This window comes from Cupriavidus gilardii (genome assembly GCF_013314895.1).
In the GTDB taxonomy this organism is placed as follows: domain Bacteria; phylum Pseudomonadota; class Gammaproteobacteria; order Burkholderiales; family Burkholderiaceae; genus Cupriavidus; species Cupriavidus gilardii_C.
The window spans coordinates 168,703-194,014 of the sequence record NZ_JABTYE010000004.1 but is presented as its reverse complement, the minus strand read 5'-3'; the positions used below and the strand labels follow the sequence as shown (position 1 = coordinate 194,014).

Here is a 25,312-nt window from a genome sequence, read left to right as displayed (position 1 = left end):
ATCCGGCCGACGCCGGGTTGAGCATGCGAGCCGAGCATGGCACGATAGCCGGATGCCCGCGGCCACACCCGACCCCACCCTCCGTGACCTCGCCCGCCTGCGTCGCGTGCGCGACCGCATCGATCGCGACTACGCCGAGCCGCTCGACGTCGAGGCGCTCGCCCGGGGCGTCCACATGTCGGCAGGCCACCTGAGTCGACAGTTCCGACTGGCGTACGGGGAGTCCGTCTATTCCTACCTGATGACCCGCCGCATCGAGCGGGCGATGGCGTTGCTGCGCCGCGGCGACCTGAGCGTGACCGAAGTCTGCTTCGCGGTCGGCTGCTCGTCGCTGGGCACCTTCAGCACGCGGTTCGCCGAACTGGTCGGCGTGCCGCCGAGCATTTACCGGCGCGATTGCGCCGGCGAGGCGGACGGCATCCCGTCCTGCGTCGCCAGGCAGGTGACGCGACCGATCAGGAATCGAGAAGCGCCGGCGAAGGAGCCCGTCTAGACTGCGCGCCATGGCTTCGGACCACGCCGCGAGGGCGGCGGCCGGCGCCTGTCGACCCACCACGGAGACTGAACTTGGACATCACCATTCACTCGACCTTTCTGCCCCATTCCGATCCGGAGGTTTCGCTGGCGTTCTATCGCGACGCGCTCGACTTCGAGGTCCGCAAGGACGTCGCCTTCGGCGACCATCGCTGGATCACGGTCGGCCCGAAGGACAAGCCGGAGACCTCCATCGTGCTGTACCCGCCCAACGCCACGCCGGGCGTCACCGACGAGGAGAAGCGCACCATCGCCGAGATGATGGCCAAGGGGACCTTCGCGATGCTGCTGTTGGGAGCCAGGGATCTGGATGGCGTCTTTCGGCGTCTGCAGGCACTGGACGTCGAGATCGTCCAGGAGCCGACCGACCAGCCGTATGGCGTGCGCGATTTCGGCGTGCGCGATCCCGCCGGGAACATGATCCGGGTTCAGCAATTGAAATGAGGGCGTAGCGTGCAGATCCATCGCTGATCTGCGCCGCGCTTTCCATATGCCTTGCCCGCATATGCGCATGACAATTCTCTACTTCGTTCCTCAAGCCGCGCTCCATACAATGAGCCGGCTGTCCATGCGGCATAGGGCCGCGGCCGACGTTGCACAGGCTACCGTCCCGCATCGTTTCCGGCCGCGACATGCCCATCAACGATAAGAGGAACTGGAACAAGGATTCGTCATGCAACGCCGTCATCTGTTCAGGCTGATCGCCGCCACCGCCATCGCCGCCATCGGCACCGGGACCACCGTCCCCGCCTTTGCTGCCGACCAGACCATCCGGCTCGGCACCATGAGCGGCCCGGACGCGCAGATCTGGGAAGTGGTGCGCACCGTCGCCAAGCGCAAGGGTCTGGACATCAGGATCGTCGAATTCAACGACTATGCGCAGCCGAACGCCGCGCTGGACGCCGGCGACCTCGACGCCAATGGCTTCCAGCACCAGCCGTTCCTGGACAGCCAGATCCAGGCGCGCCGCTACAAGATCGTCAATGTCGGCCTCACCTACGTGGCCCCGATGGGCTTCTACTCGCGCAAGTTCAAGTCGCTGAAGGACCTGCCGGAAGGCGCGAAGGTCGGCATCCAGAACGACCCGTCGAACGGCAATCGCGCGCTGAAGCTGCTGCAGTCGCAAGGCGTGCTGACGCTGAAGCCGGGCGCCGGCGAGAACGGCAAGAACGCCACGCCGCTCGACATCGCATCGAATCCGAAGAAGCTGAAGATCGTCGAGCTCGATTCGGCGATTCTGCCGCGCTCGCTCGACGATCTGGCGGCCGCGGCCATCAATACCGATTACGCGGTCAAGGCCGGTCTCACGCCGACGCGCGATGCGATCGCGATCGAAGACCTCAAGGGCCCCTACGCCAACCTGATTGCCGTCCGCGAGCAGGACCGCGGCAAGCCATGGGTCAAGGATCTGGTCGCCTCGTACCAGTCGCAGGAAGTCCGCGATTTCCTCGCCAGGCAGTTCAAGGGAGCGATTCTGCCGGCTTTCTAACCGGGCCTCCACCAGCGAAGAAGGCGCCGTGCTGCACTGTCGAGCAGCATGCCCACGGCGCCGATCACGATCACGGTGGCCAGCAGTTCCGAGTACGCCAGACGGTCGCGCGTGTCGAGGATGAAATAGCCCAGGCCCGCATTGACGCCGAGCATCTCCGCGGGTACCAGCACAATCCAGACGACGCCGATGGCCAGGCGCAGCCCGGTCAGGGCGTGGCCGACCACGCCGGGCACGATCACGCGCGTCAGCATTTCCGTGGGCGTGGCAGCGAGGCTGCGCGCCAGCATCAGCCAGCGCGCATCGAGCGAGCGCACGCCCGCGGCAGTGTTCAGCACGATCGGCCAGACCCCGGCAAAGGCCAGCAGGAACAGCACCGAGCGATCGCCCACGCCAAAGACCATCACCACCACGGGCATCCACGACAGTGGCGAAATCATCCGCAGGAACTGGAATGCCGGCGACAAGGCGGTATCGACCGACCGGGCCGCGCCCACCAGCAAGCCCACCGGTACGCCGACGATCAGCGCCATGCCGAGCCCCGCAAGCACGCGGCGCAGGCTGACCCACAGATGAAGCAGGAAGTCGGGCTGCTGCAGCAGCAGCGCCAGACTGGCGAGCGTCGCCTGCGGGGCGAATCGCTGGGCCAGAACGCCGCCCTCTGCCGTGGCCGCCCACCACACCGCCCCGAGCACCGCGAGACCGGTCAGGGCCAGCGGCACGGCGGCCGCGCGTTGTGTCATTCCCCGGGCGGTCACGCGACAATCTCTTCCTGCCGGGTAAATCCATCGGCGATACCGAACGCCTTCAGGCCGCCGACCGCCGCGATGCTGTTGCGCACGAAGCGGTCGTCGACGAGCTCGCGCGCCGCACGCTGCGGATCGAGCGATGCCAGGAAGCCGCTGTTGCCTTCGATCAGCGTGCCCTTCAGCCGGCGCACCAGCTCCTCGGTGTAGCTCGGGTAAGGATACGGCTGGAAATCGATGCGCCTGTCGTTCCAGGCAGCATGGAGAATGGCACCGCTGGCGAGATAGCGTCCGCGCTCGGACGGATCGGGCGCCAGCACCTTGCGCAGCGCCTCCAGCGAATGCGGCGTATAGCGGTTCGGTCCATCCTTGGACAGCAGTTGCGCCGCTTCGGCACGATGGTCCTGCGTCCAACGCTGCGCCTTGACCACGGCATTGACGACCTTCTGCGACCATTCGGGCCGCCGATCCAGATCATGCTGGTGCATGAACACCACGCAGCAGGCATGGTTGCGCCAGACGTCGCCGGTAAAGCGCAGGATCTTGCCGATACCCAGCGTTTCGGCGGCCGCGTTGAACGGCTCGGCGACGATGTAGCCCTCGATCTGCCGCGATGCCAGCGCGGGCGGCATATCGGATGGCGCCATGACTACCAGGTTGACCTCCTGCGCCGCAATGGCCGCGCTCTTGCGCGCGACCGGCGTCAGCCCCGCCTGCTTCAGCATGGCCTGCAGCACGACGTTATGAATCGAGTACCAGAACGGGATGGCGACGGTCTTGCCGCCGAGGTCGTGCAGCGTATTGACCTGCGGCGCCACCGTCAGGCCCGATCCTCCCACATGATTCCAGGCCACGACCTTGGCCGGCACCTGGCTGCCGAAGCGCGCCCAGACGGTCATCGGCGACAGAAGATGCACCACGTTGACCTGGCCGGATATGAACGCCTCGACCAGTTGCGCCCAGCTTCGGAGCATCGTGGGCTTTTCCGCGCGAATGCCCTGCTGTTCGAAGTAGCCATTGCGGTGCGCCACCAGCAGCGGCGTGGCATCGGTGATCGGCAGATAGCCGATCCGCACCGGCGCATCGGGCTCCTGGGCCGCGCGTGCGTTCAGCCCGTTCAGCAGCGGCAGCGCACCGCCCGCCGTGAACAGCGCGGACAGCTTGAGCCATTCACGCCGCGACATCGGTAACTGGCACATGGAATTCCTCGTCGGTATCGGGATGGAGAGCAGTCGCCGTGCGGCCCGCACGGCGACCGGAAAGCTGGCGAAGGTGCCGGACGATGTCGACGCGCATGCGGTCAACGGCGTCGAGGTCCGGCTCCGGCCCCAATGACCGGTCCGGTTGCCACATGTGTGCGATCGTCGCCGTCGTGCCCGCCCGGCCTCCCAACAGCACGATGCGGTCCGACAACAGCAGGGCCTCGTCAAGATCGTGCGTGATCAGCAGCGTCGCCGGCCGGTGCGTCCGCACGATGCCGCGCAACAACGCCTGCATGTCGGCGCGGGTCACCTCATCGAGCGCGCCGAATGGTTCATCGAGCAACAGCACCTTGGGCTGCCGGGCCATGCAGCGCGCCAGGGCCACGCGCTGCGCCATGCCGCCGGACAACTGCGCGGGGTACAGGTGACGCACGTGGGCGAGCCCCACCGCTTCGAGCGTTCTCCGAACGAGCGCCCGCCGTTCTGCCCGGCTGCGTGCGGGTTGCCGCCGGAAATCGAGTCCGAAGGCAGCGTTCTGCTCGACCGACAGCCACGGCAGCAGACACGGATCCTGGAACGCCACGGCGATGCCAGGATCGACGCCGCGCAATGGCCGCCCGTTCATCTCCACCACGCCTGCGGTGGCCGGCTGGAGCCCGGCCAGCACCCTCAGCAGACTGGACTTGCCGGCACCGCTCGGGCCGACCACGGACACGACCTCGCCGGCGCGCAGCTCCAGATCGACGTGCTCGAACACCGCGCGACCGGCGCGATCGCCATAGCTCAGCGCCACATCGTTCGCACGCAGCACCGGAGCCGTCATGCCGCGTTCCGCCCGGCCCGAGCCAGTTCGGTGCGCAGCTGCACCAGGCTCGGTGTCACGATCGGCAGAAAGGCCGCCTCACGCCAGCGGCGCGGCAGGCCGTCGTGCCGGCCATTCAGATAGCCGGCGCCCCCGCGCGCCTGCACTTCGAGCTGCACGGCCTGTGTCGCGATCTCGACCAGTTCGATGCGCAGCGCAAACAGCCGGCGCGGTGCCACCAGAAACGAACCATGGTCGACGCCGGCCAGCAACGCCTCCGACGCCTGCCGCAGCCGCGTATCGAGGTCGTCGATATCCTCGGCCAGCACCGAACGCGCGGCGCCCTCACGAGACCGTGCCGCCAGCAGGCTGGCGCGTGCCAGCCCCAGCGACAGCCCGCACTGCATGCCAAGAAACGCCGGCCGCACGCGCGGCAAATAGTCGTGCGCGTCCTCGTGCAGCAGCCACCCTGGTCCCGACGCCGCGCGTTCGAAGTACACAGAGGCCGTATGGGTGCCGCGCAGGCCGATCAGATCCAGATCGCCGCTGCGCTGCACGCCGGTCGCATTGGCCGGCATCGCCAGCACGGCCGGCCGCCCGGCTTCGGCATGCTCGACCGCAACCGCGACGATGAAATTGCCCGGCACGAGATTGGTCGCCCATGGCACGACGCCATCGACGGCATAGCCGCCGCCCACGCTGGCGATGCGCACCTGCAGCGACTCGATGCCGCCCAGGAACTTCATCGCATTGGACAGCCCAGTGGCGCCGGCCACGGTTCCCTCCAGCAGCGCCGGCAGCCAGGCCGCGCGCAGTGCGCGGTTGGGCGACACCAGCAGATAGTCGATGAATACGCGCTGTGCCCACAGCACGAAGGCCGCCGCCTGCGAATGCGCCGCCACGTCGGCGACGGCGCGAATGGCGTCCGACGTGGGACCGCCATTGCCGCCCTGCTCGAGCGGCACGCCGGTGCGGAACAAACCGGAGGCGGCCAATCGGGAGAGCAGCTGGCCGCCGGCAATGGCGCCTTGCGCCCCGCCCTCATCGAGCGCGGCGGCGTGTGCGTCCAGCCAGGCGGCGACGGCGGGCGCAAGTGCGGAGCCGGGCGTGGATGGAGGGCGGCAGGAATGCGCGCTGGAAATGGTCATGGGCAAAGCCTCTTTACCGGTCAGGCCGCGGCGGGCGACCAGCGGTACGGCTCGAGCTCGGGATTCAACGGAGACTGCGCCAGGTTGTTGGCGAAGTTGCAGAGCGTCGCCAAACTGACGCCCAACACCACGTCCAGCGCCTGGGCGGGGTCGAACCCCGCCGCCACGAATTCCTGCAGCGCCGAGTCGGCAACCGCGCCACGCTCGCGGATCACGGCCCGTGTGAATGCCGCCAGTGCATCGAGCCGGCCGTCGCCCACCTGCGACCGACTGCGCAGCGCTTCGACCTGCTCGGGGGAAAGCTTCGCCTTTCTGAGCGCGACCGCCGTATGCCCGGCCACGCAGAATGCGCAGCCATGCGTGGATGCCGCGGTGAGCTGGACTACCTCGCGCTCGGCCAGGGTCAGCGAGCTGCGGCTGTTGATCTCCGATACGGTCAGATAGGTCTCGAGCGCGGCCGGCGCATTCGACAGCGCGGCGATCAGATTCGGCAGATAGCCGTTGCTGGCGATCGCACGCGCGACGAAGGAACGGCTCGCCGCCGGTGCGGTGTCCAGGGTCTGCAGGGGAAGTCGGCTCATGGCAGGACAGGCATCAATCGAACATGCGGCAAGTCTGCGGTGCGAGACCTTGGCGCGCCATGCGCGTCCGTCGATATTTGCTGCTGTTTCGTCTCGATCCGAGCCGGTCGGCCCTCAAGCGGCATGCGCGGGTGCTTCCGCACGGCGCCGCCATGCCCCGGGCTGCATGCCGGTTGCCTTCCTGAACGCCTTGGCGAACGCCGTTTCGGAGCGATAGCCCACGCGCTCCGCCGCCTGGGCGATGCTCGCGCGCTCATCGAGCAGCCGGCAGGCGATCTTCATCCGCAGTATCAGCAGGAAGGCGGCCGGCGATTGCCCGCAAGCCGCGGCAAAGCGCTTGCAGAAGGTCGCCCGCGACATGTGAACCTGGCTCGCCATTCGTTCGAGCGACCACGGTCTTTCCGGATGTGCGATCAGGGCCAGCACCAGCGACGAGAACTCGGCGCTGCGCAGCACCGGCCACAGACCCGTCGCCACGCTGTCCGACTTCGCCATGTCGCGGATCACGTAGAAGAACAGCAGTTCCACCAGCCGTACCAGCAACGGCGAAGGCGCCGCCTCGCTCAGGCGAGCTTCCGCATGGATCAGGTCGAACAGCCGATGCGCGGCATGACAAGCGCTGTCCGCGGCCGGCAGCACGACATAGTCGGGCAGCGGGGCGAGCAGGGTTTCGGCCAGGCCACTGCGGAAATCGAAGAAGCCGCATGCGAGCCCGGTGGCGCCGGGCTCCGGGTCGCCGAGCCGCTGCATGGCAGAGCCAGGCCGGCAGGCATCGGCATGCGCCGCGGAGCCGAGATGATGCGGCACGTCGCGCAGAAAGAACACCGCATCGCCGGCACGCAGGTGCACCGGCGAGTCCGTGCCCTGCACGTGCAGCCAGCAATCGCCATGCAGAACCAGGTGATAGCCGGCGCGCGAGCGCCCCGCGATGGATGCCCGCCAGCTGCCGCAATACTGGCCGACGTGGAATACCGTCGTCTCGAGTTCGAGGCTGTCGAGCACCCAATGAATGATCCGGTCTGTCTGCTGCATGGTGGTTGGGGCCGGGCGTGGCATCGCCATCCTGAATGGACGTCAAGGGTAATGGGGCCACGCGTGCGGCGGAACGAACCAGTTCGCATGTCGATATGCGACTGGCGCGTAGCGCCACGTTCTTGCCTTTGGCGCTTTTTACCAGCCGCTACGGTCAAGATTGCATCGCCGCGCCGTACGCTCGGGCCTGCATGCCGCTCGCGGATGTAGCACGACGCACGTTTTCTCCGATCCGGTGCCGCCCCGGCGGCTTCCAACCGCTTCCGCCACATTGGCGCAGCCTTTGCGTGGGCGCCCAGAGCGCTCCGCTTCGGTCGGGGCCCTGATGGCGAACCACGGAGGACCGACATGCTGGCACCCGAGCCAAAACCGATCACCGCCTCCCCGGAACCGACGGCGCCCCGCGCCCTGCCCCCGCGCCTGCCGGTGCGGCTTCGCATCAACGGAGCCGACTACACGCTGAGCGTCGAGCCGTGGGTCACGCTGCTTGACCTGCTGCGCGAGCAGCTGGACCTGACCGGTACCAAGAAGGGTTGCGACCATGGCCAGTGCGGCGCCTGCACGATTCTTGCGGACGGCCGCCGCATCAACGCCTGCCTAGCGCTTGCCGTGGCCTACGACCAGGCCGACATCACGACCGTGGAAGGACTGGCCCGGCTGTCCGGCGACGAGCGCGGCCTGCATCCGCTGCAGCAGGCGTTCATCCAATGCGATGCCTTCCAGTGCGGCTATTGCACGCCCGGCCAACTGTGCTCGGCCGCCGGGCTGATGAACGAAACGCCGCCGCGCAACGTGCTGGAGATCCGCGAACGGATGAGCGGCAATCTGTGCCGCTGCGGCGCGTATCCGCAGATCGTCGAGGCCGTGTCGCGCGTCGTGCTGGATGGCCGAGGCGCGCAGCAAGGCGAAGCGGCAGGCAGAGGCGAACGCAACGGGGCGACCCCCGCCGCAACGCCCTCATCGCAGCCATCGCAGCCATCGCAACCATCGCAACCATCGCAACCATCGCAACCATCGCAGCTATCGGAGCCGACGCCATGAACCCGTTCCGCTATGAACGCGCCGATACCGTGCCCGCGGCGCTTGCGCTGCTGCATCAGGCCGCCGAGGGCGCATCCGGCAATGCCACCGGACGGTGCCTGGCCGGCGGCACCAATCTGGTCGACCTGATGAAAGTCAATGTGATGCGGCCCGTTGCGCTGGTCGATCTCGGGCTGCTGCCGCTGGCCGAGATCGAGGCCCAGCCCGACGGTAGCCTCCATCTGGGCGCAATGGCGCGCAATGCCGACACCGCCGAGCACCCGCTGGTGCGCGAGCGCTATCCTCTGCTGCGCGCCGCCATCCTTGCCGGCGCCTCGCCGCAGATCCGCAATATGGCGACCAACGGCGGCAATCTGCTGCAGCGCACGCGCTGCTACTACTTTTACGATGCCGGTGTGCCGTGCAACAAGCGCGCGCCGGGCACAGGGTGCCCGGCCGCAACGGGGCTGGCCCGCCAGCACGCCATCCTGGGGGCCAGCGAGCACTGCATTGCCACCCACCCTTCCGACATGTGCGTGGCGCTGGCCGCGCTGGATGCGACGGTCCATGTCGAATCGGTGAACGGCACGCGGGAAATTCCGTTCGGCGAATTTCATCGCCTGCCCGGAGACCGGCCGGATGTCGATACCACGCTGGCGCGGGACGAGATCATCACGCATCTGTCGCTGCCGCCGGCGGACGCCTTTGCCGCCCACAGCTGCTATCTGAAGGTGCGCGAGCGCGCCTCTTACGCGTTTGCGCTGGTGTCGGTCGCAGCGGCGCTGGATCTCGAGGCCGACGGACGTATTCGTGCCGCGCGGCTCGCGCTGGGCGGCGTCGCCCACAAGCCTTGGCGCGACACGGAGGCTGAAGCCCTGCTGGTGGGCAAGCCCGTAGGCGTCGAGGCCTTCGCCGAAGCGGCCCGCTTCGTGCTGCGCGAAGCGCGCGCCTGGGGCGGTCCGGCGCTGCCGGAAAGCCTGGCGGACACAGGCGCCAACAACGGCTTCAAGATCCCGCTGGCCGAGCGCGCCATCGTGCGGGCCCTCGAAATGGCCGCGGCCGGCATCCTGACCAACACCGGTCAGGACGCCTACCGCGAGGAGACGCTGGCATGACCAAGACCGTGCTCGAACCGATCGACGAGAATCAGCAGCCGGTGGCGGTGCCCGGCTCCGGCCAGTGCGCGATCGGCACGCCGACGCCCCGCGTCGACGGCGTCGCCAAGGTGACCGGCCACGCCCGCTATGCGGCCGAGCATCCGGCACCGGACCTGGCCTATGGCGTGGTGGTCAACAGCACCGTAGCGCGAGGCCGCATCGTGTCGATCGATGCAAGCCGGGCCTTGGCGGTGCCCGGCGTGCTCGATGTGATCACGCATCAAAACCGTCCCAAGGTCAGATCGCTGCGCCTGTTCTACAAGGACATGACGGCCCCGGCCGGCTCGCCGTTCCGGCCGCTGTATGACGACGAAATCCACTACAGCGGCCAGCCGGTGGCGCTGGTCGTCGCCGAGACCTTCGAGCTGGCGCGCTACGCCGCGATGCTGGTGCAGGTCCAGTACGAAGCCGCGCCGCACGAGACCGATCTGCTGGCGAATCGGCAGCACAGCCACGAGCCCTCATCGCTGAAAGCCGGCTATTCGCCGCCGCCCAAGCCGAAGGGCGACGCCGATGCGGCCTTCGACGCCGCACCGTTCAGGATCGATGCCGAGTACTACGCCGGGGTCGAGCACCACAACCCGATGGAGATGCACGCCAGCACCGTGATCCGGGACAGCCGCGGTCATCTGCTGATCCACGACAAGACCCAGGGCTCGCAGAACTGCCGATGGATGGTGTCGCGCGTGTTCGGCCTGCCCAGGCGCAAGGTGGTGGTACGCAACCAGTTCGTCGGCGGCGCCTTCGGGTCGGGCCTGCGTCCCCAATATCAGCTGCTGATTGCCGTGATGGCGGCGCTGAAGCTGCAGCGCTCGGTGCGCGTGATGTTGACGCGCCAGCAGATGTTCACCTTCGGGCATCGCCCGGAAACGTGGCAACGCGTCCGGCTGGCAGCCGATACCGACGGCCGGTTGAAGGCCGTGATCCACGAGGTCGCGGCGGAGACATCGCGCAACGAAGACTACGTCGAGGTGGTTGCGAACTGGTCCGGACAGCTCTACGCCAGCGAAAACGTCCGCCTCGAATACCGGCTCGTCGACCTGGACCACTACACGCCGATGGACATGCGCGCGCCCGGTGCCGCCCACGGCGTGCATGCGCTGGAAGTGGCGATGGATGAACTGTCGTACGCGGTCGGCATGGACCCGCTGGCGCTGCGGCTCGCCAATTACGCCGAGCGCGACGGCAACAAGGGCCTGGCCTTCTCCACCAAGTCGCTGCGCGAATGCTATGACGAAGGGGCCCGGCGCTTTGGCTGGGACCAGCGTCCGCCGGAGCCGCGTTCGATGCGGGACGGCCATGAACTGATCGGCTGGGGCATGGCCACCGGCACCTGGGACGCGATGCAGATGGCCGCACGGGCCAGCGCCACGCTCCATGCCGACGGCATGCTCGAAGTCGCCAGCGCGGCCAGCGACATCGGCACCGGCACCTATACCGTGATGACGCAGATCGCGGCGTCGGCGATGGGCCTGCCGCTCGACCGCGTGGTGTTCCGGCTGGGCGATTCGGAGTTGCCGTTCGCCCCGATCGAGGGCGGCTCCTCGCATGTGGCAACGGTCGGCTCTGCGGTCGATGGCGCCTGCGAGCGCCTGCAGCGCCAGCTGTGGCGCCTGGCCCGGGGCCTGCGCAACAGCGGCTTCCAGGGCTGCACATTCGAACAGGTGGCGTTTCGGGACGGCATGATTTGCCTGCGCGCCGATCCCGCCGTGGCGCTGCCGCTGACGGCGCTTCTGTCGTCCCAAGGCAAGGCGCAACTGGGCGTGCGCTATTTGCTGGTGCCCAACCTGGCCGAACAGAAGAAAACGGTGCGCGCGGTGCATTCTGCGGTGTTCTGCGAGGTGCGCGTCGACGAGGCGCTGGGCCTGGTGCGCGTGATGCGCGTGGTCAGCGCGGTGGCGGCCGGCCGCATCGTCAATCCGCTGACCGCGCGCAGCCAGGTGATCGGCGGCGTGGTGTGGGGCCTCAGCCAGGCGCTGCACGAGGAAACCCATGCCGACCATGCGCTGGGCCGCTTCATGAACCATGACATCGCCGAATACCACGTCGCGGCCAACGCCGACATCCGTGATATCGACGTCGTCTTCATCGAAGAGGACGATCGCATCGTCAGCCGCATCGGCGCCAAGGGCGTCGGCGAGATCGGCATCGTCGGCGTGGCGGCCGCGATCAGCAACGCGATCTTCCATGCCACCGGAAGGCGGCTGCGGACGACGCCGATGACGCCGGACAAGGTGATGGCGCGGTAAGCCGAGCCCGGCATCCAACCCGTCCCGGCGCATATGCCTTTGCCGCATATGCGCATGACAATTTGCAGCTTCGCTCCCGTCTCGTCCGTCCCTACAATGGGCCGGCAAGTTGCGCGGCGCATTGGCGCCGCGCCAGAACAGAAACGAGAACCAACGGGAGAATTCGATGCGAGTCGCAAGCCGAGTCCGGATACTGACCACCTTGCTGCTGGCCTTCGGCGCCATGCAATCCGTCGGCGCGGCGGACCCTGACAAGAAGGAAATCCGCTTCGGTGCGACCGCCGGCCCCTATGCCGACCAGATCCGCTACGGCATCAAGCCCGTCCTGGAAAAGCAGGGTTACAAGGTGACGATCGTCGAATTCAGCGATTACGTGCAGCCCAACCTGGCGCTCGCCGATGGCGCGCTCGATGCCAATGCCTTCCAGCATTCGGTCTACCTGAAGACGTTCTCGTCCGATCGCAAGCTGCAGTTGTCGGAGGTGGTGCAGGTGCCGACGGCGCCGATCGGCATTTACAGCCGCAAGCACAAGGCGCTGAGCGACGTGAAACCGGGTGCCACCGTCTCGCTGCCGAACGACCCGACCAATCTGGCGCGGGCCATCGCGATCCTGCAGCAGATCGGCTGGGTCACGCTCAAACCCGGCACGGACGCCGTCCGCGCTTCGGAGCGCGACATTGCCGGCAATCCGCACAAGCTGAAGCTGGTGCAGCTCGAAGCCGCCCAGCTGCCCCGCTCGCTCGACGATGTCGACTATGCCTTCGTCAATGGCAATTTCGCGCTGGCCTCCGGCCTGAAGCTGACGTCGGCGCTGGCGCTGGAAAAGATCCCCGACTATTACATGAACCTTGTCGCCGTCAAGACGAGCGACCTGAACAAGCCCTTCGTTGCCGATATCCGGGACGCCTACCGTTCGGCCTCGTTCAAGGCCGTGACGCAGCAGCGTTTTGCGGGCTTCGTCGTGCCGGCGTATCAGAAGTAGAAGTCGGAAGTCGACAACCGGGGCGCCCACCCGGCAACGGCTATCGCAGGCGCCCCGCGCTCGCGCCGCCGCGTGGCGACACCAGTGGCCGCACCGCGATCGCCATCAGTGCCAGCCAGATCAGCGCGAGCGCGGTCACGGTATTGGCAGACACCGGCTGCCGGTAGACCAACGTCGCCACGACGAACTGGGTGGTAGGCAGAACGAACTGCAGCAGGCCGCTCATCGACAGCGACAGATGGTTGGCCGCATACGAGAACAACATCAGCGGGATCGCGGACACCAGCCCGGCCATGGCCAGCGCGGCCACATGCAGCGTCGACATGTCGGCCGGCAAGGCCAGCGTCATGTCCGAGAACATCAGGGCCAGGCCGCAGCCGATCGACAGGAACACCGTCTCCATCAGCAGGCCGCTGACCGCGTCCAGCGGCGTGAACTTCTTCAGGCACGCATAGCCGCCCCAACTGAACGCAGCCGTCAGATACAGCCCGTGATGCAGTTCGCCGCTGCGCAATAACAGCAACGCGATCGCCGCCGCAATCACCAGCAGCGCCGCTGCGACGACCTTGTCGACCTTCTCGCGAAAGACGATCAGCCCGGCCGCGATCGAGATGCATGGCGCTGTCAGATAACCCAGACCGGTTTCGACGACATGGCCGTGAATCGAACTCCAGATGAAGATGCCCCAGTTCACCACCACCAGGGACGACGCGGCGACATGCAAGGCGAGGACGCGCGGCGCGAGCCTGGTGCGCAGTGCACGCAGCCGCCCCGTCAGCCACAGGATGGCAAGCAGCGTCGCCAGCGAAATCAGGATGCGATAACTGACCAGGGTGGTCGGCGCGATGCTGGCCAGCAGGCGCCAGTACAGCGACGATGCGCCAAAAATGACATTGGCGGAAACGCCGGCCACCGCCGCGGCCATGCCGTTCGGGATTCCGGGACGCGATAGGGTCATGCAGGCGAGCCTCGTCGATCGGTTGGAAGCGTCTTGCACCCGCCGCGAGCGCAAGACCGTTACCGACACTGTAGGGCTGTCATTCCATCGCGTAAAATGAATTGTCCAGAACGGATCATTCGGAGAAATCGATATGCTGGAATTGTCCGACCTGAAGACGTTCGCCGCCGTCGTGCAGGCGGGCGGGATCAACAAGGCGGCGGAATCGCTGCATCGGGCGCAGTCGAGCATCACCGTCCGCATCCAGCAGCTGGAGGAGAAGCTCGGCGTGACGCTGTTCCGCCGCGATGGACGCAAGCTGGAACTGTCGCCGGCGGGCAAGGTGCTGATGGACTATGCGGAGCGGCTGCTCGATCTGGCCGACGAAGCGGCCGAGGCGACCCGCAACGATCGGCCCAGCGGCGCGCTGCGGCTCGGGGCAATGGAAAGCACGGCGGCGGTGCGCCTGCCCCAGCCGCTCGGCCTGTTCCACGAGATGTATCCGGACGTGGCGCTGGAACTGTCCTCCGGCGACCCGGCGGAGCTGGCCGAACTCGTCATACGCGGCAGGCTCGACGCGGCGTTGACCACCGATCCGGTGTCGGACAAGCGCTTGAACGCGATGCCGATCTACGAGGAGGAGCTGGTCATCGTTGCCGCGGCGGACCATCCGCTCATTGCCTCGCCCCGGGACATTCCCTCGAAGACCATCCTGGCGTTTCCGCGCGGCTGTCCGCATCGCCGGTGTCTGGAGGACTGGTTCGCCCGCGCGCGGACCACGCCGCGGCGCGTCGTCGAAGTCGGCTCCTACCACCTGATCCTCGGCTGCGTGGTGGTCGGCATGGGCGTCGCACTGGTGCCGCGCAGCATCGTCGGCATCTACAGCGAGCGGGCCCGCCTGAGCCTTCATCCGCTGCCCGCCAAATCGGGCCGCATGGTCACGCGGCTGATCTGGCGCAAGGATGCCGCCGAGGCGAATATCCAGGCGCTGACGCGTGTGCTGCTCAAATGCAAGGCGATGCCGGCGGTGGGCCGGGGATAGCGCCGCCGCGATCCCGGCCCGGAGCCCGGCGCCTGCCGGTCAGGGCTTCAGCGCCGGATGCTTGAGTGCGTGCGCCGTCTCGACCAGATGGAAGCGGAAGTTGCGCTCGTCCCGATCCAGCCCTAGTTCGCCGTCGCGGTAGGCCATCGCCAGCGCCTGGATCGATTCGGGATGCTCGCGCTCGGCGGCCGCTTCGTACCATGCCACCGCCTTTGCTTCGTCGCGCGCCACACCACTGCCTTCGCGATAGGCATTGGCCAGCATGAACATGGCCTGCGGCACCCCGCCCTCGGCCGCCACCGTGAACCAGCGCGCCGCTTCGACCGGGTTCGGTTCGGCGCCGTAACCGCCGCGATGCAGCAGGCCGAGGTAGTAGGCGGCACCGACATGGCCGGCCTGCGCGGCAACCGGCAGATGCCGCCATGCCGCGGCGTAGTCGGGCTTCTCCAGCACGGCCGCGCGGGCGAGGTGCGCCCTGCCGATCTCTCCCGTACTGCCGAGGAAAGCGGCCTTGCCGAGCACGAAATGAGCACGCGCGTCGCCCTTCCCCGCCGCCCGATGCAGCCACGCGCGGGCCTGTTCACGCTGGGCCGCGTCAGGGCGCGACCACAGCGTTTCCCCCAACGCGGTCTGCGCGGCTACCTCGCCGCGCTCTGCCGCGGCGTGCAACGCGGCGAGCGCGGCAGGGTCGCCAGCCGCCGTGGCCAGCGTCTGCCATTGGACGAGCTGCGTGCGGCGGGCTTGGTCCTGATGGGCAAGCTGATGGCGCCAGACCGCTGCACCGCCGACGCAGGCCGCGGCCAGCAGGACCGCCGCCGTCGCGATCGCCGGCATCGGATGCAGGCGGCGCCAGGCGAACGGCTTGCCCGTCGCGAGCGAATCAGCTGTTGAGATCGATCGCATATTTGGACAGGTTCTTGCCGGAGCCGTCGTCGGCGCTCTCCAGCGTGATATTGGTCAGCCCGGCCGCCTGCGCCTGCGGCAACTGCCCCGGCGCGGAACTGAACACCACCTTGCCGGCGGTCGCCACCCTGGTGAAGCGCCAGCTGCGCGCCGAACCGTTGGCGGCGCGCGTGATGGTGCCGATCTTCTTGATGTAGGAGATCAGCACGTCGCGGTTGGCATCGGGCGAGGCATAGACCGTCTTGCTGCCGTCGAGCCCCGGGAAGTTGCCGCCGCCGCTGGCCCGGTAGTTGTTGGTCGCGACGATGAACTGCTGGCTCGCGGTCACTGGCGCGCCGAGATAGGTCAGGTTCTTGATGCGGCTGCCGACGGGCTGCGTCACGTCGATTTCGTAGCGCAGGTCCGGGGTGGTGAACATGTCGAAGTTGTAGCCCGGGAAGCTGCCGATCAGCTGCTGTTCCGTGGTGTCCGTGGTGCTGATCTGGTTGAAGCGCCGGGCCGCCGTTTCGAGCCAGGCCTTCAGTTCGTCGCCGTTGACCTTCACCGCGTAGACCGTGTTCGGATACAGATAGAGATCGGCCGCGTTGTTGATCGCGACATTGCCGGCCTGCACGTCGGTGTAGTCGCTGCCCCCGCCAAAGCCGCTCTTGAACGGCGCCGACACGGACAGCACCGGCAGCGCGGCCAGATCCGGCAGGTTGGCGGCGATGTAGTCCTTGACGTAGGCGGCCTGCGCCTGATTGACGATCTGGATCGCGCCGGGATCGCCCACGTCGGCGAAGTAGCTGCTCATGCGGTAATCGGTGGTGCCGATCGGCGTCTTGACGTAGGCGATGGTGGCCTGATGCTCGGCCTCGATCGCGGCGGCGACGCTGGGGTCGGCCTCGACATAGGTCTTGTCCGCCTTCTGGATCGAGCGCGCCTGCACGGTGGTCGCATTCTTGTCGACCGTCCAGCGGGTGCCGTCATGGGCCAGCTCCAGCTTGATGACGCCCAGGTGCTTGCCCCAGTAATTGGCCATCACCGTCGGCACGCCGTTGACCAGGCCCTTGGCCTTGTCGACGCCGGGCAGATTGAACTGCGCCGCGGTGCTGTTGGCGTCGGGAAAGATCTGGTGCGAATGCCCGATCAGCATGGCGTCGACGCCCGGTACCCGGGACAGATGCCAGCTCGCATTCTCCATGGTCGGCGAGTAAGGCGAGCCATCCAGCCCGCCGTGCGAAATCACCACCACCAGGTCGGCGCCTTTCGCGCGCATTTCAGGGATGTACTGCTCGGCGGCTTCCCTGGCGCCCACCGTGTAGACCTTGCCGTCGAGCCAGCGCTTGTCCCAGGTCATGATGGCCGGCGGCGCGAAGCCGATGATGCCGACCTTGACCGGCGCGGTGACGGTCTTGCCGTCGGGCGTGGCGGCGGTCAGCTGTTTGGTGATGATCGTATAAGGCTGGAACAGCGGGGCCTTGGTCTTGACGCTGTAGACATTGGCCAGCACCTGCGGGAACGTCGGCCCGGCGCAGGCGGTCTGCGCGGCCGGCTCGGGCAGACCGTCGACATCGAAGCGGCTGCCGGTAACCTGGTTCAGAAACGGCAGGCCGTAATTGAACTCGTGATTGCCGATGCCGCCGCCATCGAACTTCGCGGCGTTCATCACCTTGTACATCGCCAGCGTGTCGCTGCAGGGCAGCGGATTGACCTGGGCCTGATAGTCGGCCAGTGCGGTGCCCTGGATGGTGTCGCCGTTGTCCAGCAGCAGCGTGTTGGGGAATTCCGCGCGCGCCTGCTTGATCAGCGTGGATACGCGCTCGAAGCCCATGGTCTGGTCTTCGGCCAGCTTGAAATAGTCGTAGCTGCGCACGTTGCTGTGCAGATCGGCGGTTTCCAGCAAGGCGAGCGTGGCCCTGGTGCCGGGCGTGACCGCACCCGATGGCCCGCCCGGGCCCGGGTTGCCGCCGCCGCCGTCGTCATCGGAACCGCAGGCAGCCAGCACGGCAACCGTCGCCAGGGCCGCCAGCCTGGTCAACGTGAATCGGAGTGGGGACACGGGTCTGCTCCTTTGCTGGGGGAGAAGCCGAACATTGTCGCGGCCGACTATGGCGGCGGCATGGCAGAAATGTGGCAGCCAGTGTGCGGGCGTGCGCGCGGTCGATTCCGTTCCGTTGCCGTCCGATTGGCGCCCCTTCGCTATCCAGCCGCCTTGACAGATTTTGTTTAACTCTGTTATTAATAATGATTACTATTTACATCTTTTCGCATTCTGCTCAGGCATGCCGCCTACGCCCCACCGGAGCGGCAGTCGAGCGGATCCACCTGCTGGAACATGAGTACGCCGGGCTGCCTTCACCCTTCGAGCATCGAGTCGCTGTATTGCGACCACCATCTATGGCTCAAGGGATGGCTGCATCGGCGCCTGGGCAGCGCAGAGCAGGCGGGCGACCTGGCCCACGACACCTTCGTCCGGCTGCTCAACAGCGAGCGCGTGCCGAACCGGCTGGACGAGCCGCGCGCGTACCTGACCACCGTCGCACAGCGGCTGGTGTCCAACCACTGGCGCCGGGAAAAGCTCGAACGCGCCTATCTGGAAGCCCTCGCGCAGACGCCCTGCCCGGTCGAACTGTCGCCGGAGGAGCGGGCGATCCTGCTCGAGACGCTGTTCGAACTCGACTGCCTGCTCGATGGTTTGCCGACGATCGTCAAGGAGGCCTTCCTGCTGTCGCAGCTCGATGGCCTGACCCATGCCCAGGTGGCCGGCACGCTGGGCATTTCGGTCCCGACGGTCAAGCGCTATATCGTCAAGGCGCTGCAGCGATGCTTCTTCGCCGACCTGTCCTTTGCAGGTTGACATCGCCTTGGCCTCCCACTGGTACCAAGCCACCGCCGATGCCGCCGTCATTCCGCCGGACGTGGCCGAGCGCGCGCTCGAATGGCTGCTGGAACTGCAGGGCTTGCAGGGAGGAGGCGCCGCGCCCGAGGTCGTCGACGCATGGCGGCGCTGGCGTGCCGAGCATCCCGACCACGAGCGGGCCTGGCAGCGGATCGAATCGGTCAGGGGCAGGCTGCAGCCGCTGGCGTCGCCGCTGACCTCCGAAATTGCGCGGGCCGCCCTCGCCCCGCCCCGTTCCCCCAAACGCCGGCGGGCAATCAAGGTGCTGGCGGTGTCGCTGTTCGCCGGAGGATTGGCGTGGACCGCGCGCGACCATTCGCCGTGGCGCCAATGGGCCGCGGACTATCGCACCGCGGTGGGCGAGCGCCGCTCGCTGGTGCTGGCGGACGGCACGCAGCTCTGGTTGAACACTGCCAGCGCGGTCGACATCGACTTCGGCCCGACCGAACGGCGCGTGAAGCTGCTCGCCGGCGAGATCCTGATTGCCACTGCGAAGGACGATGCGCCGACGCCGCGGCCCTTTCTGGTCGAAACGGCGCAGGGCACCGCGCAGGCGCTGGGGACGCGGTATGTCGTGCGTCAGCGCGGCGACGATACCGACGTCAGCGTGCTCGAAGGGAAGGTCGAAATCCGCCCCCATGGCAATGCCGGCCGCTCGATCGTGCTGCCCGCCGGCTACCGCGCCAGCTATACCGCGCACAGCATCACCGCCCCCGCCCCGGCCGGAACAGCCGGCGCGGCCTGGGCAGAAGGCTTCATCGTCGCCCGCAGCATGCGGCTGGACGATTTCATCGCCGAACTCGGGCGCTACAGCCAGGACTCGCTGTCGTGCGACCCGGCGCTTGGCGGCGTACGCGTGTCCGGCTCCTTCCCGCTCGACGACATCGGCAAGGTGTTGAGCGCGTTGAGCACGACGCTGGAAGTGCGCACCGAAGTGGTGACGCGGTTGTGGGGGCGAAGGGAGATTCGTATTACCCGCGATCCGCCGCAGTCCTGAGCCCGCACCTCGGAGCCGCGATCCCGGGGCTCCGATCCTGGAGCTCCATTTCCGGATGCCGGAAAAAATAATCGCCGAAAGCTGATCCGTTTTGATTTTTCGCGGGTCATGGGAGGTGAGCACACCAACTTCCCTCCTACAGAAAGGTCAGATCATGGGTCACCCTCTTGGCCACGTCGCGGCGCCCGAGCGCCAGCCAACTTACCGATTTCGACGCAAGCTGCTGGCGCGGGCGGCGCGGCATATTGCGTTCGGCGCCGCCCTCGCCGCGCCTGCGCTGCTTGTCCCCGTCGCCCACGCGCAGCCGGCGGCGACACGCACCTACGACATCCCTGCCGGTACGCTGGAAGATGCGCTCAGCCGCTTCGGCCGCGAGGCCGGCATCATGCTGTCGTTCAAGCCGGAACTGACCGCCGGCCGCAGCAGCGGCGGCCTGAAGGGCAGCTACACGGTACGCCGCGGGCTCGATACGCTGCTGGCCGGCTCCGGGCTGGCGGCCGTCGAGCAGCCGAACGGCACCTACGTCGTCAATGCCGCGCCAAGATCCCCGGATGCCGCAGACGGCGTCACGACGCTGCCCACCGCCACCGTGGTGGCGGCCGCCAATGACGGCGGTCTGCCGGCTTCCTATGCCGGCGGCCAGGTCGCCCGTGGCGGTGGCCTGGGCGTGCTGGGCACGGCCGACGTGATGGACGTGCCGTTCAGCACCACCAATTACACGGCCGAGATGCTGCAGGACACGCAGGCGCGCACGCTGGCCGACGTGGTCGTCAATGAAGCATCGGTGCGTACGCTGACCTCGAGCGGCGGCTTCGGCGAAGACTTCCAGATCCGCGGCTATACCGTGGCGAGCGGCGACGTGGGCTTGAACGGCCTCTACGGCATGGCCTCGGCCAATCGGATGCCGACCGTGATGATGGAACGCGTCGAGGTCCTCAAGGGGCCGGGCACGCTGATGTACGGCATTGGCCCGAACGGCAGCATCGGCGGCGCCATCAATATCGTGACCAAGCGTGCCGGCGACGAACCGCTGACCCGGCTGACCGGCACGTTCCAGAGCAAATCGCAGCTCGGCGTGCAGGCGGATGTCGGCCGCCGTTTCGGCGAGAACAAGGAATGGGGCGTGCGCGTCAACGGCGCCTACCAGAATGGCAAGACCACGCTTGACGACGGCCGCGCCGAACAGACGGTCGGCGCGATCGGGCTCGACTATCGCGGCCGCAAGCTGCGCTGGTCGCTCGATGCCTATACGCAGCACGAGGGCATCGACAACTTCCGGCCGCAGATCGGCTTTCAGGCCGGCGTCACGTCGATTCCGGAGGCGCCGTCGGGTCACCGGAATTTCTACCCCGGCACCAAGCTGAACCTGCACGACACCGCGGTGATGAGCCGGGTCGAATACGACCTGGCGCCGAACCTGATGGTATGGGGCGCGGCCGGCTATCACGAGGGATCGACCTATCAGGACTTCCCTTCGGGCCGTCTCAACGCGCAGGGCAATTTCGACGTCAACAACGCCTGGTACGACGCCTACAGCAAGACGCGGACGGCCGAGGTCGGGGCGCGGGCCAGCTTCGCGACCTGGGATGTCGGTCATACCGTCACGTTCAGCGCCACGCGGCTGGAGCAGGAGGCCGGGAATTTCTATTCGGCGAACCAGACGCCTGGCGTGCCTTCGAACATCTACAACCCGGTGCCGATCCCCCCGGTCAACGGCCCCCGCGGCGAGCCGCAGCGTGCCTCCGAGACCGAGCTGACCAGCTTCTCGCTGACCGACACCCTGTCGTTCGCCAACGACCGCGTGCTGCTGACCGGCGGCCTGCGCCATCAGCGCGTGGCGCTGGAGAACTTCACGGCCGGCGTGCAGTCCGGCAAGTACGACGACAGCGCGGTGTCGCCGCTGGCCGGCATCGTGATCAAGCCGCTGTCGAACGTGTCGGTGTACGGCAACTACACCGCGGGCCTGACGCGCGGCGGCGTCGCGCCGGCCGGGACGAGGAACGCCGGCGAGGTATTCGCCCCATACAAGTCGAAGCAGTACGAAGCCGGCGTCAAGGTCGACTGGAGCCAGCGCGTCACCACGACGGTGTCGGTGTTCCAGATCGAACGCCCCAGCGCCGTCACCGATCCGGCCACCAACATCTACAGCTTCGACGGCGAGCAGCGCAACCGCGGCCTCGAGCTGTCGGCCTACGGCGAGGTGATGCGCGGCCTGCGGCTGATGGCGAGCGCGACCTTCTTCGACGCCAGGCTGACCCGTACCGCCGGGGGCGTCAACGACGGCAAGGACGCCAACGGCGTGCCCAAGCGCGCCTTCAATCTTGGCGTCGACTGGGATATGCCGTGGGTCCAGGGCCTGAGCCTGTCGGGCCGCGTGCTGCATACCTCGTCGATGTACTTCAACGCGGCCAATACGCTGAGCCTGCCCAGCTATACCCGCTACGATGTCGGCGCGCGCTATCGCACCCGCATCGGCACCACGCCAGTCGTGCTGCGCGCCAATGTGCTGAACCTGTTCAACGACAACTACTGGCTGGTCAGCGGGACCTATGTCACCGCGGCCGCTCCCCGCACGCTGATGCTCTCGGCGCAATTCGACTTCTGAGGTCTACCCCATGAAACTCCCCGCATCCCTTGCCTTCGCGCTGACGGCGTTTGCCACGGCGGCGCATGCTCACCAGATCTGGATCGAGCAGGGTCCGGGCGGCAACGCCAGCGTCCGCTTCGGTGAGTTTGCCGAGAACCTGCGCGAGGTCTCGCCCGGCACGCTCGACAAGCTGGGCGTGCCCAGCGCCGCGCTGATCTCGGCCAGGGGCGAGCAGGCAGCCGATGGCGTCAAGACCGCCGACGGCTTTGCCCTTCCCTTCAAGGCCAGCCGCGGCGACGCGATCGTTGCGCAGGCCCCGCACTACGCGCTCTATCCGTTCAAGCGCGGCGATCAGCAGCTGACGGGCTGGTATTTTCCCGCGGCACGGCTGGTGACCGACTTCGCGCCGCAGGCGCCGAAGCTGGCGCTCGACGTCGTGCCGGCCGGCAAGGCCGGCCAGTTGCAGGTCTTCTTCCGCGGCAAGCCGCTGCCCAAGGCCAAGGTCGCACTGGTGACCCAGTCCGGCTGGGCCAAGGAGAAGCAGACCGACGATCAGGGCAAGGTCGCCTTCGACATGCCGTGGCAAGGCATGTACGTGGCCGAGGTCAGCCACCAGGACGAGACGCCAGGTGAGCGTCAGGGCCCGGGCGGACCGGAGCGGTACCACCGTGTCGACTACGTCAGCACGCTGACCTTTGTCAAACCCGATGGGCTGCCGGCGGTCCCTGCCGCACCGGCTCCCGCGGCGAAGAAGGCCGGCCACTAAATGCAGGCCGCCGTGCCCCGAGTCCGCAGCATCGGCTCCATCGTGTCGCGCATCGCCGCCGCCGTGCTGGGCGGCTATGCGCTGGCAGCGCTGGCCAGCGTCGCCGCGCTCGCCCTGCCGATCGGCAAGCCGCAGGCGGTGCTGACCGGCATGCTGGCCAGCTTCGCCATCTACGCGGGCGCCGTGATCTGGGTGTTCGCGGTACGCAGCGCATGGCGCGCGTGGGCCGGCCTGCTGGTGGCGGCCGCCCCGCTGCTGCTGGCGGCCTGGTATGCCGGCGTGGGAGGGAACGCATCGTGAAGTCCAACGTGAAGCCTCGCCACGACAACGACATCGCCGCCAAGGGGCGCGGCATCCGCCAGACCATGTCCGACCTGCACACCTGGGCCGGACTGCTGGTCGGATGGATTCTCTATGCGATGTTCCTGACGGGCACGGTCAGCTATTTCAAGGACGAGATCTCGCAGTGGATGCGGCCCGAGCTGGCGCATCAGCAGGCGGTGCCCGATCCCGCGCTGGTCGCGCAGCGCGTCGCCGCCACGCTGGGAACGGTGGCCGCGGGCAGTCCGTTGTGGGGCATGGACATGCCGACGGCGCGGAACAACGTGGTCAGCGCGTTCTGGCGCACGCCCGGCGTGCAGCCGGGCAAGCGCGCGTTCGACAGTGCGACCTTCGATCCGGCCACCGGGCACAAGGTCGCGGCGCGGGACACGCAAGGCGGCGACTTCTTCTATCGCTTCCACTTCCAGTTCCACTACATGCCGGTGCCGTGGGGCCGCTGGCTGGCTGGCCTGTGCGCGATGTTCATGCTGGTGGCGATCGTCAGCGGCGTGATCACTCACAAGAAGATCTTCGTCGACTTCTTCACCTTCCGCTGGGGCAAGGGGCAACGCTCCTGGCTCGACGCGCACAACGCGCTGTCGGTGTTCGGCCTGCCCTTCCATCTGATGATCACCTACACCGGGCTGGTGACGCTGATGGCGATGTATATGCCCTGGGGCCAGCAGGCGGCATTCAAGACGCCCGCCGAGCGCCAGCAGCTGACGGCTCAGCTCAATGCCTCGCCGCCGCCCGTCAAGCCCACCGGCGTGCCCGCCCAGCTGGCGCCGGTCGACCAGATGGTGCGCCAGGCCCAGGCCCGCTGGGGCCAGCACAACGTCAGCCGGGTGACGATCGCCCATGCCGGCGACGCGTCCGCCCGCGTCACCGTGCTGCGCGGCGAGGCCGCGCGCGTGTCGATGAGCCCGCAGTACCTGGTGTTCGACGGCGCCACCGGCAAGCTGCTCGAGACCCGCGACAGCGTCGGCCCGGCGGCCGAGGTGCGCGGCGTCATGTATGCGCTGCATCTGGGACGCTTCAGCGATCTGCAATTGCGCTGGCTGTATTTCATCGTCAGCCTGGCCGGCACGGCGATGGTCGGCACCGGCCTGGTGATGTGGACCGTCAAGCGTCGCCAGAAGCTGCCGGAACCGGAGCGGCCGTATTTCGGTTTCTGGCTCGTCGAGCGTCTGAATATCGCCACGATCGCCGGGCTGTCGATCGCCATGACGGCGATGCTGTGGGGCAACCGCCTGCTGCCGGCTGAACTCACGGCCCGCGGCGCCTGGGAGATCCATCTGTTCTTCATCGCCTGGGCGGTGACGCTGCTGTACGCGCTGCTGCGTCCGGCAAGGAAGGCCTGGATCGAGCTGCTGTGGCTGGGCGCCGCGCTGCTGGCGCTGCTGCCGGTGCTCAACGCGCTGACGACCGACCGGGGCCTGTGGCGCAGCGTGGCCGAGGGCGACTGGGTCTTTGCCGGCTTCGATCTGATGGTGTGGGCCCTGGCCGCGCTGCACGCGATGCTGGCGCTGCGCGTCGCCCGGCATCGGCCGCGGGCCAACGCCGCCAGCAAGACTCGCGCGAGGTCCACCACCGCTGCCACCGCCGCCACCGCCGCCACCGCCGCCACGCTGTCGGAGGACCGCGCATGATGGACCTGTTCGCTTTCACCCTTTGCATCGCGGCATTCGGCGCGCTGGCGCTCGCGATGGAACGGCATCAGCAAGCGGTGTTTGACGCTCTCTTGCCACGCTCGCGCACGCGCCTGCTGCGCGCAGCCGGCTGGCTCGGACTGCTGCTCGCGTTGTGGATCCTGGTGGGCCACCGCGGCTGGGCGCTCGGGCTGGTGCATTACAGCGGGCAGACCAGCCTTGCCGCGGGCCTCGTCTATGGTGCATTGATCTGGCGGGAACGGCGGCGCACCGCTCGCCGCTAGTGG

The 25,312-nt window shown here is 67.7% G+C and carries 24 protein-coding genes; 15 read left to right on the top strand and 9 right to left on the bottom strand.

Features of this window, described 5'->3' with window-relative positions; genetic code table 11:
- Nucleotides 1-52 precede the first annotated feature (52 nt).
- From HTY53_RS05645 to HTY53_RS05635, 3 genes are all read left to right on the top strand, one after another.
- Entirely contained in the window at nt 53-493 is a 441-nt protein-coding gene (locus HTY53_RS05645) for a helix-turn-helix transcriptional regulator (RefSeq protein WP_174105488.1), read from the top strand.
- A gap of 74 nt (nt 494-567) precedes the next feature.
- Nucleotides 568-978, top strand: a complete 411-nt coding sequence (locus HTY53_RS05640) for a VOC family protein (protein WP_174105487.1) — start codon at nt 568-570, stop codon at nt 976-978.
- 229 nt (nt 979-1,207) lie between these two features.
- Nucleotides 1,208-2,023, top strand: a complete 816-nt coding sequence (locus tag HTY53_RS05635) for a MetQ/NlpA family ABC transporter substrate-binding protein (protein WP_174105486.1) — start codon at nt 1,208-1,210, stop codon at nt 2,021-2,023.
- Here HTY53_RS05635 and HTY53_RS05630 read toward each other — a convergent pair.
- The 6 genes from HTY53_RS05630 to HTY53_RS05605 all read right to left on the bottom strand — a co-directional run bounded on the left by HTY53_RS05630 (nt 2,020) and on the right by HTY53_RS05605 (nt 7,534).
- Nucleotides 2,020-2,766 carry an ABC transporter permease gene (locus tag HTY53_RS05630; protein ID WP_174105581.1) on the bottom strand — a complete coding sequence of 249 codons (747 nt, stop codon included), beginning with the start codon at nt 2,764-2,766 and terminating at the stop codon, nt 2,020-2,022. The genes HTY53_RS05635 and HTY53_RS05630 overlap by 4 nt on opposite strands.
- Before the next feature lie 11 nt (nt 2,767-2,777).
- Nucleotides 2,778-3,968 (bottom strand): ABC transporter substrate-binding protein, encoded by a 1,191-nt coding sequence (locus HTY53_RS05625; RefSeq protein ID WP_174105485.1) that lies wholly within the window; start codon nt 3,966-3,968, stop codon nt 2,778-2,780.
- Nucleotides 3,940-4,794, bottom strand: coding sequence for an ABC transporter ATP-binding protein (locus tag HTY53_RS05620; RefSeq protein ID WP_174105484.1), 855 nt, complete (start codon nt 4,792-4,794; stop codon nt 3,940-3,942). The genes HTY53_RS05625 and HTY53_RS05620 overlap by 29 nt, the downstream gene beginning before the upstream one ends.
- Nucleotides 4,791-5,921 carry an acyl-CoA dehydrogenase family protein gene (locus HTY53_RS05615; RefSeq protein WP_174105483.1) on the bottom strand — a complete coding sequence of 377 codons (1,131 nt, stop codon included), beginning with the start codon at nt 5,919-5,921 and terminating at the stop codon, nt 4,791-4,793. Before HTY53_RS05615 ends, HTY53_RS05620 begins: the two co-directional genes overlap by 4 nt.
- A gap of 20 nt (nt 5,922-5,941) precedes the next feature.
- The gene (locus tag HTY53_RS05610; RefSeq protein ID WP_174105482.1) at nt 5,942-6,502 is read right to left on the bottom strand and encodes a carboxymuconolactone decarboxylase family protein; all 561 of its coding nucleotides are present in this window, start codon (nt 6,500-6,502) and stop codon (nt 5,942-5,944) included.
- Between the two features lie 114 nt (nt 6,503-6,616).
- Complete coding sequence (locus HTY53_RS05605) at nt 6,617-7,534, bottom strand: AraC family transcriptional regulator (RefSeq protein WP_174105481.1); 918 nt, start codon at nt 7,532-7,534, stop codon at nt 6,617-6,619.
- Between the two features lie 348 nt (nt 7,535-7,882).
- Here HTY53_RS05605 and HTY53_RS05600 point away from each other — a divergent pair, with 348 nt between their 5' ends.
- From HTY53_RS05600 to HTY53_RS05585, 4 genes are all read left to right on the top strand, one after another.
- Nucleotides 7,883-8,575 carry a (2Fe-2S)-binding protein gene (locus HTY53_RS05600; RefSeq protein ID WP_174105480.1) on the top strand — a complete coding sequence of 231 codons (693 nt, stop codon included), beginning with the start codon at nt 7,883-7,885 and terminating at the stop codon, nt 8,573-8,575.
- Nucleotides 8,572-9,669, top strand: coding sequence for an FAD binding domain-containing protein (locus tag HTY53_RS05595; RefSeq protein ID WP_174105479.1), 1,098 nt, complete (start codon nt 8,572-8,574; stop codon nt 9,667-9,669). The genes HTY53_RS05600 and HTY53_RS05595 overlap by 4 nt, the downstream gene beginning before the upstream one ends.
- A complete protein-coding gene (locus HTY53_RS05590) occupies nt 9,666-11,960 on the top strand; it encodes a xanthine dehydrogenase family protein molybdopterin-binding subunit (RefSeq protein WP_174105478.1) in 2,295 nt (764 codons plus the stop codon). Before HTY53_RS05595 ends, HTY53_RS05590 begins: the two co-directional genes overlap by 4 nt.
- Before the next feature lie 223 nt (nt 11,961-12,183).
- Complete coding sequence (locus tag HTY53_RS05585) at nt 12,184-12,942, top strand: MetQ/NlpA family ABC transporter substrate-binding protein (protein ID WP_254599839.1); 759 nt, start codon at nt 12,184-12,186, stop codon at nt 12,940-12,942.
- A 40-nt stretch (nt 12,943-12,982) separates the two neighbouring features.
- On the opposite strand, the gene HTY53_RS05580 is transcribed toward HTY53_RS05585, so the two are convergent.
- Nucleotides 12,983-13,900 (bottom strand): EamA family transporter, encoded by a 918-nt coding sequence (locus tag HTY53_RS05580; protein ID WP_174105476.1) that lies wholly within the window; start codon nt 13,898-13,900, stop codon nt 12,983-12,985.
- 133 nt (nt 13,901-14,033) lie between these two features.
- Here HTY53_RS05580 and HTY53_RS05575 point away from each other — a divergent pair, with 133 nt between their 5' ends.
- On the top strand, nt 14,034-14,921 hold the full coding sequence (locus HTY53_RS05575; RefSeq protein ID WP_174105475.1) for a LysR family transcriptional regulator: 888 nt from the start codon (nt 14,034-14,036) through the stop codon (nt 14,919-14,921).
- A 39-nt stretch (nt 14,922-14,960) separates the two neighbouring features.
- On the opposite strand, the gene HTY53_RS05570 is transcribed toward HTY53_RS05575, so the two are convergent.
- Both HTY53_RS05570 and HTY53_RS05565 read right to left on the bottom strand, forming a co-directional pair.
- Nucleotides 14,961-15,824 carry a tetratricopeptide repeat protein gene (locus tag HTY53_RS05570; protein WP_174105474.1) on the bottom strand — a complete coding sequence of 288 codons (864 nt, stop codon included), beginning with the start codon at nt 15,822-15,824 and terminating at the stop codon, nt 14,961-14,963.
- Nucleotides 15,802-17,865 carry a bifunctional 2',3'-cyclic-nucleotide 2'-phosphodiesterase/3'-nucleotidase gene (locus HTY53_RS05565; RefSeq protein WP_174105473.1) on the bottom strand — a complete coding sequence of 688 codons (2,064 nt, stop codon included), beginning with the start codon at nt 17,863-17,865 and terminating at the stop codon, nt 15,802-15,804. The genes HTY53_RS05570 and HTY53_RS05565 overlap by 23 nt, the downstream gene beginning before the upstream one ends.
- A gap of 276 nt (nt 17,866-18,141) precedes the next feature.
- On the opposite strand from HTY53_RS05565, the gene HTY53_RS05560 reads away from it, so the two are divergent.
- From HTY53_RS05560 to HTY53_RS05530, 7 genes are all read left to right on the top strand, one after another.
- Complete coding sequence (locus tag HTY53_RS05560) at nt 18,142-18,663, top strand: sigma-70 family RNA polymerase sigma factor (protein WP_174105472.1); 522 nt, start codon at nt 18,142-18,144, stop codon at nt 18,661-18,663.
- Nucleotides 18,664-18,670: 7 nt separating this feature from the next.
- The gene (locus HTY53_RS05555) at nt 18,671-19,702 is read left to right on the top strand and encodes a FecR family protein (RefSeq protein ID WP_174105471.1); all 1,032 of its coding nucleotides are present in this window, start codon (nt 18,671-18,673) and stop codon (nt 19,700-19,702) included.
- Between the two features lie 154 nt (nt 19,703-19,856).
- On the top strand, nt 19,857-22,307 hold the full coding sequence (locus HTY53_RS05550; RefSeq protein ID WP_174105470.1) for a TonB-dependent receptor: 2,451 nt from the start codon (nt 19,857-19,859) through the stop codon (nt 22,305-22,307).
- Nucleotides 22,308-22,317: 10 nt separating this feature from the next.
- Nucleotides 22,318-23,055 carry a DUF4198 domain-containing protein gene (locus tag HTY53_RS05545; protein WP_174105469.1) on the top strand — a complete coding sequence of 246 codons (738 nt, stop codon included), beginning with the start codon at nt 22,318-22,320 and terminating at the stop codon, nt 23,053-23,055.
- Complete coding sequence (locus tag HTY53_RS05540) at nt 23,056-23,355, top strand: DUF3649 domain-containing protein (protein ID WP_174105468.1); 300 nt, start codon at nt 23,056-23,058, stop codon at nt 23,353-23,355.
- A gap of 65 nt (nt 23,356-23,420) precedes the next feature.
- Nucleotides 23,421-25,025: a PepSY-associated TM helix domain-containing protein gene (locus HTY53_RS05535; protein WP_254599838.1), complete on the top strand. Its 1,605-nt coding sequence runs from the start codon at nt 23,421-23,423 to the stop codon at nt 25,023-25,025.
- Nucleotides 25,022-25,309, top strand: coding sequence for a DUF3325 domain-containing protein (locus tag HTY53_RS05530; RefSeq protein ID WP_174105466.1), 288 nt, complete (start codon nt 25,022-25,024; stop codon nt 25,307-25,309). Before HTY53_RS05535 ends, HTY53_RS05530 begins: the two co-directional genes overlap by 4 nt.
- Nucleotides 25,310-25,312 lie beyond the last annotated feature (3 nt).